General features: G+C 47.1%; 13 protein-coding genes and 1 riboswitch. Of the genes, 12 read left to right on the plus strand and 1 reads right to left on the minus strand.

Annotated features, from left to right (window positions below):
• Positions 1–93 precede the first annotated feature (93 nt).
• Positions 94–1,443, minus strand: coding sequence for an MATE family efflux transporter (locus BCOA_RS24185; RefSeq protein WP_014096672.1), 1,350 nt, complete (start codon positions 1,441–1,443; stop codon positions 94–96).
• A gap of 416 nt (positions 1,444–1,859) precedes the next feature.
• Between BCOA_RS24185 and BCOA_RS24190 the strand changes: the two genes are divergently transcribed.
• The 12 genes from BCOA_RS24190 (at position 1,860) to BCOA_RS24245 (ending at position 15,101) form a co-directional block, all read left to right on the plus strand.
• Complete coding sequence (locus tag BCOA_RS24190; RefSeq protein ID WP_014096673.1) at positions 1,860–3,038, plus strand: ParM/StbA family protein; 1,179 nt, start codon at positions 1,860–1,862, stop codon at positions 3,036–3,038.
• 11 nt (positions 3,039–3,049) lie between these two features.
• A complete protein-coding gene (locus BCOA_RS24195; RefSeq protein WP_014096674.1) occupies positions 3,050–3,622 on the plus strand; it encodes a hypothetical protein in 573 nt (190 codons plus the stop codon).
• Between the two features lie 61 nt (positions 3,623–3,683).
• On the plus strand, positions 3,684–4,463 hold the full coding sequence (locus tag BCOA_RS24200) for an ABC transporter ATP-binding protein (protein WP_014096675.1): 780 nt from the start codon (positions 3,684–3,686) through the stop codon (positions 4,461–4,463).
• 81 nt (positions 4,464–4,544) lie between these two features.
• A riboswitch (SAM riboswitch) is annotated at positions 4,545–4,653 on the plus strand.
• A 72-nt stretch (positions 4,654–4,725) separates the two neighbouring features.
• Positions 4,726–5,766: a methionine ABC transporter ATP-binding protein gene (locus tag BCOA_RS24205; RefSeq protein WP_014096676.1), complete on the plus strand. Its 1,041-nt coding sequence runs from the start codon at positions 4,726–4,728 to the stop codon at positions 5,764–5,766.
• The gene (locus tag BCOA_RS24210; protein ID WP_014096677.1) at positions 5,756–6,418 is read left to right on the plus strand and encodes a methionine ABC transporter permease; all 663 of its coding nucleotides are present in this window, start codon (positions 5,756–5,758) and stop codon (positions 6,416–6,418) included. Before BCOA_RS24205 ends, BCOA_RS24210 begins: the two co-directional genes overlap by 11 nt.
• 61 nt (positions 6,419–6,479) lie before the next feature.
• Complete coding sequence (locus BCOA_RS24215; RefSeq protein WP_014096678.1) at positions 6,480–7,322, plus strand: MetQ/NlpA family ABC transporter substrate-binding protein; 843 nt, start codon at positions 6,480–6,482, stop codon at positions 7,320–7,322.
• A gap of 235 nt (positions 7,323–7,557) precedes the next feature.
• Positions 7,558–9,339: a sensor histidine kinase gene (locus tag BCOA_RS24220; protein ID WP_014096679.1), complete on the plus strand. Its 1,782-nt coding sequence runs from the start codon at positions 7,558–7,560 to the stop codon at positions 9,337–9,339.
• On the plus strand, positions 9,314–10,030 hold the full coding sequence (locus tag BCOA_RS24225; protein ID WP_014096680.1) for a LytR/AlgR family response regulator transcription factor: 717 nt from the start codon (positions 9,314–9,316) through the stop codon (positions 10,028–10,030). The genes BCOA_RS24220 and BCOA_RS24225 overlap by 26 nt, the downstream gene beginning before the upstream one ends.
• 130 nt (positions 10,031–10,160) lie before the next feature.
• Positions 10,161–11,963 carry a carbon starvation protein CstA gene (gene cstA, locus BCOA_RS24230; protein ID WP_014096681.1) on the plus strand — a complete coding sequence of 601 codons (1,803 nt, stop codon included), beginning with the start codon at positions 10,161–10,163 and terminating at the stop codon, positions 11,961–11,963.
• Between the two features lie 339 nt (positions 11,964–12,302).
• A complete protein-coding gene (locus BCOA_RS24235; protein WP_014096682.1) occupies positions 12,303–13,376 on the plus strand; it encodes a branched-chain amino acid aminotransferase in 1,074 nt (357 codons plus the stop codon).
• A 453-nt stretch (positions 13,377–13,829) separates the two neighbouring features.
• A complete protein-coding gene (locus BCOA_RS24240; RefSeq protein WP_014096683.1) occupies positions 13,830–14,579 on the plus strand; it encodes a threonine/serine exporter family protein in 750 nt (249 codons plus the stop codon).
• Positions 14,580–14,654: 75 nt separating this feature from the next.
• The gene (locus BCOA_RS24245; RefSeq protein ID WP_014096684.1) at positions 14,655–15,101 is read left to right on the plus strand and encodes a threonine/serine exporter family protein; all 447 of its coding nucleotides are present in this window, start codon (positions 14,655–14,657) and stop codon (positions 15,099–15,101) included.
• Positions 15,102–15,357: the final 256 nt, after the last annotated feature.

Below are 15,357 nucleotides of genomic sequence, written 5' to 3' on the forward strand. Positions count from 1 at the left end.
CGTACAATCATGGCTGCTTGCTTGTGCCCTTATAGGTGAGAAAACATTGCACCCTCTGGCGTTTCCACAGAAAAAAGCCTGCCATAAAAATGGTCAGGCTCTGAGAAGCGACAGTCTTTCCCAAGGCTTTGAAAGCCAGCGCCGAGTGGCAAAGATGCCTCGGAACCATTCATCAATGCCCTGGGCAATCCAAATACCGAGCAGCCCAAGCCCGAAATGCACCCCAAGGACATAGCTTAAGCTGGCTGCAAATACCCACATGGAAAAAATGCCAATCATGACCGGGAAGCGGACATCGCCTGCTGATTTCAGCGAACTCATCAGCACGATATTCATCGCTCTCCCTGGTTCTGTAAAAACAATGGCCCAAAGAATCGGGATGCTGACGGCGAGAATGTCTTCGCTTTTCGTAAATATGTGCAAAACAGGTGAGCCGATGAGCGCAATCACCAGCGAAGTAAAGAAAGAAGCCATCATGGCAATCTTTAAAGTTTTCATCCCGCGTTTCAAGGCGCGTTCATACGTTTTTGCACCGACATACCGGGCGATAAGCAGCTGGGTGCCGGATGCAATGGCGAGGGTAAACAAATAACAGACCATCGAAATATTATTTAAATAAACGCGCGCTGCCAGGGATGCTTCCCCGAGTACGGCGATAAACCCGGTAATCACCAGCTGGGAAAACTGGTAGGAAAAATTTTCACCGGCTGAGGGGATTCCAATCTCAAGCAATGCACGGATGTCTTCTTTCTTTATGGTGACGATATCGCGGATGCCCATTTTCAATGCAAGCCTGCGGTAGACAAGGAAAAGAAGCGCCGATACCGCAAAAACGCGTGCAACAACAATGGCCCACGATACCCCGATGACGCCGGTAACCGGGAGCCCGAAAATCCCCGTAATGGCCAAAATGTTCCCAAAGATGCTAATTAAATCCATTAAAACGGTGACAAGCATCGATTCTTTTGTAAAACCGTGGCTCCTCAGTACTGCGCTTAAAGCGAGGGAGATGGACTCGAGAAAAAGGGAAGCCCCGCAAATTTTGACAAATGTCAGCGCGTATTGATAAACCTTGCCGTGAATGTCGAAAAACCCGAGAAGCAGTTGCCCGAACAGAAAAACAAAAAGCCCGACGGCAAGGCCGAACCAACAATTGAGACCGAAAGCGGAATGGGCGACCTGGCGCGCCTCTTTCATTTTCCCTGCGCCAAGATTTTGCCCGATCAGGATAATCGCGCCGACGGATGTGACATTAAAAATGAGTATAAACATATTCAACAGCTGGTTGGCCACGCCCACCCCGGCAGCCGCATCATCGGCGTAGTGGCCGAGCATAAGGGTTGCGATGATCCCGATTCCCATATGCAAAGAAAGCTCAATAAAGAGCGGCCAAGAAATTTGAAACAGGGTCTGGTCTTTGTAATATTGCTGTTGTGCTGTCAACACTTTTCCCCCTTTATCTGATACCCCAGCCTTTTAAACCGGTTATATTGCCGGGTCTGGCGGATGTTCATTCTTCAATACTATGAAACATTGTAGTCTTTATTGTCGTGCTGTCAATTGGAATCTTAAAAAAACCCGTGAATTTTTTATGGATGAGGGATATTGGCTGTGTTTGCGTATTTGTTTACATGTTTTCAAAGCTGTTTGCATGTTTACACAAACGCAAACATTTGTAAACAAAAACGCAAACATGTTTGCAAACCTGTAAGCATGGCTTTATAACAACACTTTTCAAAAGTTTACAAGCCGCAAACAAGTTTACATTTTCGTTAAAAAAGTTCAGAGTATTGATTATTTTTATAGACTCAGATATTCTTAGAGTAAGCCAAAGAAAGCGATACAGGGAGGAAAAGTGAATGGGGAAGACCCGGATTGCCGCAGTCGATGTAGGCAACGATTCTTTAAAAGGCATTTTTGGAAAAATGGAGTATGAACTCAATATCCCGAACGTCATTGCACGGGATATTGAAGACCGGCCGGTAATTGGCATTGAGGAACTGGACAGCAAAGATCCGCTTGAAGGCATCCATGTAAAAGTCCACTCCCCTGCTTTAAAGGAAAATAACGTGATTTACCGTGTCGGGGATCTCGCAACCAAAAGCGATAATGCAACCGAACTTGACCCGGGAAGCAGCAAGTCGGAAGAGGATCAGACCCTCGTCCTGCTTTTTACAAGCCTTGCGCTTGACGCAGTAAGGGAGGAAAACGCCAAAGTTTTTACCCGCAACCAGAATGTCATTGATGCCAATTACACGCTTGGGACAGGCCTGCCGCTCCGCGAAGTAAAAGAGGGAAAAGATGCGGGCTACCGCTCGCAGCTGCTTGGATCCGTCCACCAGGTGGAATTTCTTGTCACACCGAAATATCAGGGGTTGAAAGTCAATCTGAAATTTGACGAAATCAAAGTGTATCCGGAAGGCTTTGCCGCTTTTATCAATCTTGTCATGGATAACGATTTAAACATTATTAACCGCGAATTGATTGACAAACGCATTTTAATCCAGGATATCGGCGGCCTCTCAACGGATATCGCCGTGATCAAAAACAGGACAGTCGATGATGACCGGGCGCAGGGATTTAATCTCGGCGTATCAGAAGCGCTTGAACAGATCCGTGAAGAAATCCGCGTCAAATACGGGGTCGAATTGGACAGCCGCCGTGATGTGGTCGATATTATCACGAAAAAGCATGACCGCAACCATATTATGGTAAAAGGCAGCCGGACAAGCGTGCACGACATTACAGACCGGATTCTGTTTGACCTTGCAAAGAAACAATACCGCCTGCTCCGGAACGTGTGGCAGAAAAACTCACAAACAGAGATTTGCTATTTTGTCGGCGGCGGTTCTGTTGTCCTGAAAGATTACTTAAAAACGCTGAACAACAGCCTTGACGGCTACAATATTGATTTCTTTGAAGATGAAAAAGAGAGCATCTGGATGATGGCCAATGCTTACTACAAATTAATTTCGGATTATGTGAGGAAAAACAATAAACCGGAAGACAAAGGAAAGAAACCGGTCGAATCCAAATAAGGTGAAAAAATATGGAAAAACAAAGCGGGATGAAGCGGGGCCAGACGATTGCGTTCCGGATCCCCCAGGATACGCCCGATCATATTTTAAAAGAACTGTCAAAGTTAAAAGAAAAAGAGAAACGGAACTTCTCCGCCAAAATAGCCGGATATGTGATACAAGGTGTTAACCAGTCGCTCGTAAAGGACAAAGAAACCATTACAATCCCGCTGCCGCGCAAACTGACAAAAGTGCAACATGACTGGCTGAAGCATGAACATTCGGAAGCGATGCTCGGCAGCATTGTTTACGAACTGATTCAGGATCCACTCCGGGCGACTTCGCTCTTTGCGGCCCTTTCGAAACAACCTGTATCTATGGATGAGACGCTTTTTTTACAGGAAGACGAATTGCCGCAAACCAGCGAAGAAGCGGACGGGAAACCGGTTCGATCCGGTGGTGAGCCGCCTGGATCGGATGATCTTGATGCATTCGACTGGAGAACTGCCGCCGCCGAACCGGCACCGCCCGAAACGGGAGCGCCGGAAAAAGAAGAAGATGCGGAAGACCTGCTCGGGGATTTTCTCGCCAGCATGAATAAATGAAGTGCGCAGGGTGAACCCCTGTGTGTCTAAAACTTGTACGAAATGTAAGGGGATGGCACAGATGGAAAATATAATCGAAGTTGCCGGTGTGAGCCTGATGCGCGACGGCAAAAAACTGCTCTCGGACATTCACTGGACGGTCAAAAAAGGGGAGCATTGGGCTGTCCTCGGCTTAAACGGTTCCGGCAAAACCACTTTGCTCAATATGATCAACGGGTATATTTGGCCGACAAAGGGGAGCATCAAGGTGCTCGGGAAAGCGTTCGGAAAAACAAGCCTGCCGGAACTGCGGAAATCAATCGGCTGGGTCAGCTCCTCCATCCAGGAAAGGATACCGCGCACCCAACTTGCACGCGATGTGGTCATCAGCGGCAAATATGCATCCATCGGGCTGTATGAAGCGGTGGATGCACAAGACGAAGAGAAAGCCCTGCGCTTGATGGAACAATTACATTGTGCTTCCCTTTTTAGCCGTGCTTATGAACATTGTTCGCAAGGAGAGCGGCAGAAGCTTTTAATTGCGCGCGCGTTAATGGCGGAACCGCGCATCTTAATTTTGGACGAGCCTTGCAACGGGCTGGATTTGTTTGCCCGGGAAATTTTGCTAGAAAGTGTGGAAGAGCTGGCGAAAGATAAGAACGGACCGACGCTTGTATATGTCACGCACCATCCGGAAGAAATTTCTCCCGTTTTCCAAAAAACATTGCTGATCAGAAACGGGGAAGTTTTCCGGCAGGGCCGGACTTCCGAGATGATTGAAAAACAAGTGCTTTCCCGCTTTTTTGAGCATGAAATTCACGTGGAGTGGCGCGGAAACCGGGCATTGTTTCAAGTTGTCTGACGATTGAAAAACAAAAAAATATAAAATAATGAATTGACAAATCCCGAGCCGTCCACTAATATTTAAATATAACAAATGAATAACTTATCCAGAGAGACTGAGGGACAGGCCCGATGACGTCCAGCAACCTTCAAATCTTTTTTTGAAAGGTGCTAATTCCTGCAGAATGGTTCATTCTGAGAGATAAGTCACTTGACCGGCAAACCTCTTTCGAATGAAAGAAGGTTTTTTTTTGCCAAAAGGAACAGAAGGAGTTTTCAACATGCTGGTATTAGAAGATATTCATAAGGTATACGGAAAAGGGAAGGACAAAAAGGTTGAAGCGTTAAAAGGCATCAACCTGCGTGTTGAAAAAGGGGAAATCTTCGGGGTGGTTGGTTACAGTGGTGCCGGGAAAAGCACACTGATTCGGTGCGTCAATCTGCTCGAGCGGCCGACTTCCGGGAAAGTGCTCGTTAACGGGGTCGACCTTGTGCGCCTGCCGCCTGCCAAGCTACGTCAAGAGCGAAAAAAAATCGGCATGATTTTCCAGCAGTTCAATCTGCTTCAGTCAAAGACGATTTTTCAAAATGTGGCCATGCCGCTTGTGCTGGAACATCGCCCGAAGGAAGAAATAAAGGCAAAAGTGGCAGAATTATTGTCTTTTGTCGGGCTGGAAGAGAGAATGCATCACTACCCTGACCAGTTGTCAGGCGGCCAGAAACAAAGGGTCGGTATTGCAAGAGCCCTTGCGACAGATCCGGACATCTTGCTTTGTGACGAGGCAACGTCTGCCCTTGACCCGAATACGACCGAAGCCGTGTTGGACCTTTTGCGGAAAGTCCGGGACGAGCTGGGCATTACGATCCTGATGATTACCCACGAAATGAATGTCATTCGTGATATTTGTGATAAAGTGGCGGTGCTGGACGGCGGAAAAATTGTGGAGCAGGGCCCTGTAATCGACCTTTTCACAGAACCGAAAACGCAAATTGCGAGAAGCTTTGTGAAAACTGTGCTGAATGATTCGATTCCGCCATCGGTGCAAAAACTGATCGATGAAAGCAGCAAAGACAACCCGCACGGCATTTACCGGATTCTGTTTAAGGGAGCTTCCACCAATATGCCGCTGTTATCCAATACAGCAAAACAATTTTCAATCGACCTGAATGTGCTTCATGGCATGATCACCGAACTTCAGGGAATCCCTTTTGGCAACCTGCTTGTCGAATTGAAAGGCGACCCGGAAGAAATGAAGCGGGCCATTCAGTACATCAACGATCACGAAGCGATCATTCGGGAGGTGGAGAAAAATGGCATTTGATTGGTCATGGTTTTGGCCGCAATTTTTCACGGCAATGGGCCAGACGCTGTATATGGTGGCTGTATCATTACTCATTTCCATCATCATCGGCATCCCGGTTGGCGTCATTCTCGTTATTACCCGGGAAAACGGCATATGGGAAAACAAATGGATTTTTAATATTTTAAATGTGATTATCAATATTTTTCGGTCGATCCCGTTTATTATTCTCGTTGTCGCGATCATTCCGTTTACGCGCTGGGTTGTCGGGACAGCGATCGGAACAACCGCAGCGATTGTGCCGCTTGTGTTGTACACTGCTTTTTACATCGGGAGGCTCATTGAAAGTTCACTGCTTGAAGTCGACAAAGGGACAATCGAACTTGCGCAGTCAATGGGGGCGACGAACTGGCAGATTATTTGGCGGTTTTTGCTTCCGGAAGCAAAGGCATCCATGGTGCTCAATTTAACGATTGCCACCATCGGGCTGATTGGGGCTTCCGCGATGGCGGGCGCGGTCGGTGCCGGCGGGATCGGGGATTTGGCGATCACGTACGGGTACAACCAGTTTCAGACAGGCGTCATGATCGTTACCGTTATCACGCTGGTCATTTTCACCCAGCTTGTCCAGACATTGGGCAACTTTCTCTCCAAAAAAATCCGGAGAAAATAATATTGGGAAAAAGGGTTACACCTTTTTTATAAAAAATTCAATTCAGGGGGACTTAGCAGCGATGAAAAAATTTGCGATTCTATTATTGGGGCTCATCCTGGTTTTGGCAGGATGCGGGGCCAAAAACAATTCGAGCAGTACAAGCACAAAAACAATCAAAGTCGGGACAACCACTTCTGAAGTGCCGACATGGAATTTAATCCAGAAACTCGCGAAAAAGAAAAATATTAATATTAAGATTGTCCGCTTTGACGACTATGTTCAGCCGAACCTCGCATTAAGCGACGGGGAAATTGATATTAACGCGTTCCAGACGGTTGTTTATTTCGATGATTTTATCAAACAACGCAATCTGAAGCTTTCGGCGATCGGCACAACGAATATTTGGCCGATGGGGATCTACTCGAAAAGATATAAAAAGGTCAGCGAAGTGAAAGATGGCGACCAAGTTGTGATTCCGAAAGACCCGACAAACCTCGGCAGGGCTTTGCTTTTGCTGCAAAAAGCCGGATTGATTACGACGAAAAAAGGTTTCACAGGCAAAGGCGGGCTTGAAAATGTCGCTTCAAACCCGAAACATTTGAAAATTACTGCCGTGGATGCCGCCCAAACACCGCGCGGCCTGGATGATTCGGCACTCGCTGTGATCAATTGCGATATGGCCATTAATGCCGGCTTAAACCCGACGAATGACTCCATCTTCCGTGAAGATGCGGGCAACAAAGCGTATATCAATATTATTGCGGCCCGGACAAAAGACAAGAATGACAAAACGTTGAAAGAAATCGTAAACATTTATCATTCAAAAGAAGTCTCTGACTTTATCAAAAAGCATTATAAAGGTGCAGCCGTCCCGGTCAATAAACCGGTATCGTATTTAAAAGATTATAAGCAAACACAATGATGGCAAATAGTTTCATAGCAGCCCCCTAAAAAACAGCGGGCATAGAGACAGGCGGTTTATCCGCCCCATAGCAGAAAAAAACGGCGGGATACAGTTCGAACGGTATCCCGCCGTTTTTTTTAGGGCTGGGCTTTTTGAAACACTGCTTTTTTGCTTTCCTAAAACCGGTGAAGTCTTTTATAATAAAAGAAAGGGTTTTCAATACGGACGGGTGGAAAACAAAGGGGGATCCTTTATGGCAACACTTTTGCCGGTAATGCTTGAGCGGGCCGGGATTCTTGTCATTGCTGCTTTTTTACTCTCGCGGCTGAAGACATTCCGGCAAATTATCCATCAGGAATACGGACGGAAAGAAAAATTGGTGCTGATTATTGTTTTTGGAATTTTTGGTATCATTAGTAACTATACCGGCATCGTTATTGAGCATGGGAAAGTCTCGCATGCTTTCGGGCAGGGGCATTTATCGGTTGAAAGTGCGATTGCCAATACCCGAATCATGGGCGTCGGGATTGCAGGCCTTTTGGGCGGGCCGGTTGTCGGCATCGGCGCAGGCCTGCTTGCTAGCATCCACCGCCTCTCTCTCGGCGGCTATACGGATATTGCCTGCAGCCTGTCGACGATGATTGCCGGCATTATCATGGGCTTTATTGGCAGACGCTTTAACGTGCGCGGGAAGTATGCTGCGCTTGAAGCGGTCGCTGCTGGGGTTTTAATGGAAATGCTGCAGATGGGCATCATCTTGGCAGTAGCAAAACCTTTTGAAGAGGCAGTGGCGCTCGTCCGCCTGATCGCGGTACCGATGATTTCGATTAACGGCTTTGGTACGTTTATTTTTATCTTGATTATCCAGACGATTTTACTGGAAGAAGAACGGACAAGAGCGGTGCAGACCCATAAAGCGCTGCAGATTGCACAGGAAACGCTGGTCCATTTTCGGAAAGGGCTGAACATGGAATCATGCAAAGAAGCGGCAGAAATTATTTTGAAGCATACAGCAGCTGATGCCGTCGCTATTACGGACCGGGAAAAAGTGCTGACGCATGCAGGGGTAGCATCGGACCATCATATTCCGCTTGAGAGCATGTCGACAAAGCTGACGGAAAGGGTGCTTTTGCACGGGAAAATCATGGTCGCGAGAACGGCTAAGGAAATCCAGTGCAACCATGAAGGCTGCCCGCTCCAGGCGGCGATCGTGCTGCCGCTGTTTGTCCGCGAACAAGTTGCGGGCACGTTAAAACTTTACTTTACATCAGCATCACAATTAAGCGCGGTCGAACAGGAGTTGGCGGAAGGTTTGAGCAAGTTGTTTTCCAACCAGCTTGAACTGGCGGAGGCGGAACTGCAAAGAAAACTTTTGAAAGATGCCGAGATTAAAGCGCTCCAGGCCCAGGTTCACCCGCATTTTTTCTTTAATGCGATTAACACGATTACATGCCTGGTCCGGACAGATGCGGATAAAGCAAGGGAACTGCTCGTGCAGCTCGCGGCCTTTTTCCGCAGCAACCTGCAGGGGGCGGGAAAAATGCTGATCCCCCTTGAAAAAGAACTGGAACATGTGAAAGCTTATTTGGCCATTGAACAGGCGCGGTTCCCGGGGAGGTATCATGTTCATTTTGATATTGATCCGCTTTTACACACAGCGATGGTGCCGCCGTTTACACTGCAGCCCTTGGTGGAAAACGCCGTCCGCCATGCCTTTACACAACAATTTACGAAAAATCCGTATATTGTTGTCCGCGCACGTGTAAAAAGCGGAAAATTTATCATGGAAACGGAGGACAACGGAAAAGGCATTTCTAAAGAACAGGTGCAGTCGCTTGGCAATGTGGCTGTCGACTCAGCCGAGGGGACTGGGACAGCCTTGTGGAACATCCGGAAAAGAATTGAGGAAATCTACGGGCATAGTGCTGTATTCCGGATTGAAAACAGAAAAACCGGCGGAACCAAAGTGGCCATTTCGATACCATTAGAGGAAATATGGGGGGGAGAATATGCTGAAGGCATTTGTAGTGGATGATGAAGCCCCGGCCCGAGATGAATTGATTTACTTGCTGAAAAAAACGGGGCAGGTGGAATTGGCGGGCGAAGCTGGATCCGTAAAAGAAGCGCTTGCGAAGCTGAAAGAAACAGAGGCGGATATTGTGTTTGTCGATATGATGCTGACAAACGAGCACGGCATAGATCTCGTGAAGGAAATCAGCCGCCATCCGCAGCATCCGGCCGTTGTATTTGCGACTGCTTATGATGAATATGCCGTAAAAGCGTTTGAACTCAATGCTGCAGACTATATTTTAAAACCGTTTGAAGAAAAAAGGGTGGCGCAGACAGTCGCAAAGGTGAAAAAAATGTTGGAAGGGGACCGTCCTGCTGTTCCGAAAAATCCCGGCAAACTGGCGGTCACAACAGATGAGCGCATTGTCATCATCCCGGTTGAAAAACTGTTGTACGCGGAGTCGGTTGACGGGCGGACAGTCATTGCGACAGATGATAAAAAATATACCATAACAGAATCACTGGTAAATGTAGAAAAGAAACTGCCATCTACGTCGATTGCCCGCGTCCACCGCGCTTATCTCGTCAATCTCGATGGCATTGTCGAGATCCGGCCATGGTTCCATTCCACTTATAATCTAATCATGCGGGACGGGGCGAAAATTCCGGTCAGCCGAACTTACAAGCATGTGTTAAAACAGTTTATTCGAATTTAAAATGCATTTCATCCTCTGGATTCGCCCTCTTATCCTAGGATATTTGCATTTTGCCGGAAAACAGCTTTTACAGCGTGCAAAACTTATAAAATATAAGCGATGAGAATGACAAAAAGGAGGCTTTCACCAAATGAATGCGATTACAATTGTAATCGGCTCCATCTGTATCTTAATGATTGCTTATCGTTTATATGGCACGTTTATGGCCGTAAAGGTTTTAAAGCTGAATAATGATACGCCGACGCCGGCACATGAGTTTAACGACGGGAAAGATTATGTGCCGACCAATAAATGGGTGACGTTCGGCCACCATTTTGCGGCGATTGCGGCTGCAGGCCCGCTTGTCGGACCGATTTTGGCAGCGCAGTTCGGCTATTTGCCGGGCCTCTTATGGCTTTTGATCGGCGCTGTTATCGGCGGTGCCGTACACGATGCTGTCGTGCTCTTTGCCTCCATGCGCCGGAAAGGGAAATCACTTTCCGAAGTGGCGAAAGAGGAAATGGGGCCGGTTGCCGGGTTCTGTACAGGCCTTGCCATGCTGTTTATTATTGTAATTACAATGGCCGGTCTTTCCATGGTTGTCGTAAATGCCCTGCAAAATAACCCATGGGGCACCTTTTCCGTGGGGATCACCATTCCGGTTGCAATGGGCGTTGGCTTGTTTTACAAAAAAACCGGCAATTTGAAGCTGACGACAACGATCGGGTTCCTCCTAATCGTAGCGGGCGTTTTTGCCGGGCCGTGGATCCGACATACTGTGATTGGCGAATGGCTTACGTTTGATCCGAAAACATTGGCCATTATTCTTCCAGCTTATGCATTTTTTGCCGCGGCGCTTCCGGTATGGCTGCTGTTGGCACCGCGTGATTATTTGAGCAGTTTTATGAAAATCGGCGTGTTTATTGCCCTCATTATTGGTGTCTTTATCATCAATCCGCCGATTCATATGCCAGCGCTGTCGCAATTTATCCACGGCGGCGGCCCGACGATGACAGGACCGGTTTGGCCGTTTATTTCGATCACGATTGCCTGCGGTGCGATTTCCGGTTTCCATGCCTTTATCGGCTCCGGCACAACGCCGAAAATGCTTGATAAATGGACGGATATCAAGCCGGTTGCATTTGGTGCCATGCTTGTCGAATCGCTTGTCGGCGTAATGGCACTTGTCGCTGCGACCGCCCTGCAGCCTGCCGACTATTTTGCCATCAACTCCACGCCGGAAGTCTTTAAGACGCTCGGCATGCATGTTGTCAACCTTCCGCATTTAAGCAGTGAAATCGGAATGGACCTGGCCGGCAGAACTGGGGGCGCAGTAACGCTTGCAGTCGGCATGACGTATATTTTTACAAAAATCCACTGGTTTAGCAATCTTGCACCCTATTTCTATCAATTTGTTATCTTGTTTGAGGCCGTGTTTATTTTGACGGCGATCGATTCGGGGACAAGGGTGGCACGCTACCTGCTGCAGGACTTTTTAGGAGAATTGTATAAACCACTCAAAAAGACCGACTGGCTGCCAGGATCGATTCTCACAAGTGCTGCGGCTTGCTTTATGTGGGGCTATTTGCTCTACTCCGGCGATATCGGTTCCGTCTGGGCGTTGTTTGGCGTATCGAACCAGCTGATGGCCTCGATTGGGCTGATTGTCGGGGCAACTGTCATTTTGAAAATTGCCGATAAAAAGCGGTATATGTTCACTTGCCTGATTCCGCTTGCGTATTTGTATGTTACGGTGAACTATGCCGGTTATTGGATGGTAAAAAATGTTTACTTGAACCATGCCGCAGCGGGATACAATGTACTGAACGGCATTTTGTCGATCATTATGCTCATTCTCGGGATCGTCATTATGATCTCCGCTTTAAAGAACTGGTACGACCTGCTGAGAACGCCTGCCATGCCGGATTTGGAGGTATCGGCAAGGAAAGCTTGATGCCATTTTAAAGGGAAAACTTTGCATGCACCAGCTAGTAATGGAGCCCTTTTTCTACATGCATTCTTGTATAATCTGGCAAATTTGCTCAGCGCAAGGAAGAATATTAGAAAAAAGCGGCGAGACACGATTTTCCGTGGTCTCTCCGCTTTTAATGTATACAGCCCTTTGCTGCAGTCTATTTTACAAGGGGGCTAAGGTTGCATCTGCTATTGATTCGGAAAGTGCTTCACTCAAAAAATTTTAAAAATTTTATAAAGCCTCTGGTCTTTTCTTCATAAAGTTGTTATAATAGATCGAAAATAATAATTTCACGTATTGGAAAGGGATGCTATCGGTTTGAATCAGGTTATCGAATTCGTTAAAGCAGATGTGAAAAAAGAAAAACCGGCTGTTGAATCATTGGGGTTTGGCAAACATTTTACGGACTATATGTTTGTCATGGACTATAATGAGGAAGAAGGCTGGCACCAACCAAGAATAACACCGTATGCACCGCTTGTATTGGAACCGGCGGCAATGGTATTCCATTACAGCCAGTCTGTATTCGAAGGATTAAAAGCCTATCGCGCAAAGGACGGCAGGGTTCTGTTGTTCAGGCCTGAAAAAAATGTTGCCCGGATGAATGTGTCTTGCGCGAGATTAAGCATCCCGCAAATAGACGAGACCATTGTGCTTGATGCCATTAAGCAGCTTGTTGAACTTGAAAAAGACTGGATTCCGGACGGGGAAGGGACATCGCTTTACATTCGCCCGTTCATTATTGCGACAGAGCCTAGCCTTGGCGTACATCCGGCACATGAATATAAATTTATGATCATCCTTTCTCCTGTTGGTTCGTATTACGGCGACCAGCTGAAACCTGTCCGCATTTATGTGGAAGATGAATATGTCCGAGCTGTCCCAGGGGGCGTCGGATTTACAAAAACAGGCGGCAATTATGCAGCAAGCTTGAAAGCACAGGAAAAAGCAGAGGAGTTGGGCTACGACCAGGTGCTTTGGCTGGACGGTGTTGAAAGAAAATATATTGAAGAAGTCGGCAGCATGAACATCTTCTTTAAAATCAACGGAGAAGTCGTCACCCCGAAACTGAACGGCAGTATTCTCGGTGGTGTCACAAGAGACTCCGTTATCGAGTTGCTGAAATACTGGAACGTCCCTGTAAAGGAAACGAAAATTTCCATAGACGAAATTTATAATGCTTATAAAAATGGACAGCTGGAAGAAGTGTTCGGCACAGGAACGGCAGCTGTAATTTCTCCTGTTGGCGAACTCGGCTGGAAGGATGTTGCGATGCAGCTTCCACATGCTGAAGCGCCGGATTCGATTGCAAACCGGCTTTATGATGCTTTAACCGGCATCCAGCTCGGAAAAACGGAAGACCCGCTCAATTGGACGGTCGAAATAAAATAATGATGATCGTAAAGATGGCGCATTTAGCCAGCTTTTCATCGGAAATGGAATTCTTATATCAAATACAAGGGCATCACGCCCATTTATTTTCAGCGCAATGAAACGTCCATGCCGCAAGTTTAAGCTGTATGGACTTTACATTAAGAAAGCGGAGGAAATGGGGTCACTTTCTTGACCTAGAGCGCGTCTACGTTGAGGAAGCGGTGGGAAATGAGGTTCTTCCTTAACCTAGAGGCCGTCTACGTTAAGAAAGCGAATGAAACCGAAGTTCTTCCTTAACATAAATATAGACCGTTTGAAAATTCGTTTGTTCAGCATAAGCGGGTGACCTCGAAATTCGCTGCGTTAAAGGAAATGATTTAAGAAGCCGGCCCTGAAAAATGGCCCGGCTATTTTATTGACCGGCAAACTGTGGTTAAATAATTGCAGGTGAATCGATAGGGAGAAATGAGCATGTATCAGAATGAAGCCCAGCAGGTCATGAGGGTTTGCTTATTAGCCGGAAAAATCATGCTGATGAGCGGCGCGGAAACGTACCGTGTGGAAGATACGATGTCGAGAATTGCTGCGGCTGCCGGGATCAGTGGGTCACACAGCTTTGTCACCCCGACTGCCATTATTTTTTCACTGGACGGGGCGGAGCTGACAAAGCTGATCCGCATCTCCGAACGTTCAACGGATTTGAGAAAAGTCGACCAGGTCAACAGCATCTCGCGGCAAATCAGCAACCGGGGCATTACCCTTAAGGAAGCGTATGGACAGTTGAAAAAAATTGAAACGGAAGAGGAAGCTTACCCTCTCTGGCTACAATTTGTGGCTGCGGCGATTTCAAGTGGCTGTTTTGTCATCATTTTTTTAGGCGGCTGGATTGACTTTCTGCCCGCATGTATTGCAGGCGGCCTTGGCTTCCTCAGCACGCATTACATTCACCGGTTCGTAAAGGTGCGTTTCTTTGCTGAATTTGTCGCTTCGCTTGTGATCGGGATTACAGCTTACATCCTTGTCCATGCAGGCATCGGCCGGGAACTGGATAAAATCATTATCGGTTCTGTCATGCCGCTTGTTCCGGGGCTGGCGATTACCAACGCACTGCGCGATCTGATGGCGGGACATCTTTTTTCCGGTGTCACAAAAGGCGCAGAAGCTTTTTTAACCTCATTTGCCATCGGTTCCGGGATCGCGATTATACTCACGATTTTTTAAAAGGCCGCCTGCTTTTTAAGGCCCCTGCGTTTTTTACACATCAAAGATTACAGTTTTTTAAAAGGGTGACGGAAGTTGTTCCAACAGCTATTAACCAGCTTTTTTGCTTCGGCGGGATTTGGCATTCTTTTCAATGCACCGAGAAAATTGTTGATCCAGTGCGGGATTACCGGCATGATCGGGTGGGGTATTTATTTTCTATTTTACATGTATGAGCAGAACGTCGTGTATGGCACGTTTATTGCAGCTTTTTTCGTCGGGGTGATCAGCCAGGTGTTTGCCCGTTTTTATAAGACGCCGATCTTGATTTTTACGGTCGGCGGGATTATTCCGCTTGTGCCAGGCGGCCTTGCGTATGACGCCATGCGGCACTTTGTCCAAAACGATTATAACGGCGCCGTATCGCTTGCCGCTAAAGTGCTGCTTCTATCTATTGCAATTGCGATCGGGCTGGTGGCTTCGGAAGTGGCGAACCAGTTTATCAAAAAACTACCGGATAGACGGCCAAAAAGAATGAAGTAGCCTTAAGCCGGGTTTGCCTGACAGCCCGGCTAACGCTTGTTATTCTGCTCGTTTTTCTGCGAACGATGTCGAATATTGACGGTAAGAGTATTAGGGATATCCCGTATATTTGCAAAATCGGCGGCAGGCTGCTTGTTGGCAGCATGATTTCCCGATTGCAGCCAGTTTTTTTGCGAGATAAAATTAGAAAACAGTATCTTTAAAAAGATAACTTTAAAACGTTTAGATAACGTTTTAAAAATTTAGTGAGAGCACT

This window comes from Heyndrickxia coagulans 36D1, from assembly GCF_000169195.2.
Taxonomy (GTDB): Bacteria; Bacillota; Bacilli; order Bacillales; family Bacillaceae_C; genus Weizmannia; species Weizmannia faecalis.

What these genes read in the sequence shown, in the direction of transcription:
- BCOA_RS24195 (WP_014096674.1), top strand. Translation starts at nt 3,050, where the DNA reads ATGGAAAAACAAAGCGGGATGAAGCGGGGCCAGACGATTGCGTTCCGG.
- BCOA_RS24240 (WP_014096683.1), top strand. Translation starts at nt 13,830, where the DNA reads ATGTATCAGAATGAAGCCCAGCAGGTCATGAGGGTTTGCTTATTAGCC.
- cstA (WP_014096681.1), top strand. Translation starts at nt 10,161, where the DNA reads ATGAATGCGATTACAATTGTAATCGGCTCCATCTGTATCTTAATGATT.
- BCOA_RS24205 (WP_014096676.1), top strand. Translation starts at nt 4,726, where the DNA reads ATGCTGGTATTAGAAGATATTCATAAGGTATACGGAAAAGGGAAGGAC.
- BCOA_RS24225 (WP_014096680.1), top strand. Translation starts at nt 9,314, where the DNA reads ATGCTGAAGGCATTTGTAGTGGATGATGAAGCCCCGGCCCGAGATGAA.
- BCOA_RS24215 (WP_014096678.1), top strand. Translation starts at nt 6,480, where the DNA reads ATGAAAAAATTTGCGATTCTATTATTGGGGCTCATCCTGGTTTTGGCA.
- BCOA_RS24210 (WP_014096677.1), top strand. Translation starts at nt 5,756, where the DNA reads ATGGCATTTGATTGGTCATGGTTTTGGCCGCAATTTTTCACGGCAATG.
- BCOA_RS24200 (WP_014096675.1), top strand. Translation starts at nt 3,684, where the DNA reads ATGGAAAATATAATCGAAGTTGCCGGTGTGAGCCTGATGCGCGACGGC.
- BCOA_RS24190 (WP_014096673.1), top strand. Translation starts at nt 1,860, where the DNA reads ATGGGGAAGACCCGGATTGCCGCAGTCGATGTAGGCAACGATTCTTTA.
- BCOA_RS24220 (WP_014096679.1), top strand. Translation starts at nt 7,558, where the DNA reads ATGGCAACACTTTTGCCGGTAATGCTTGAGCGGGCCGGGATTCTTGTC.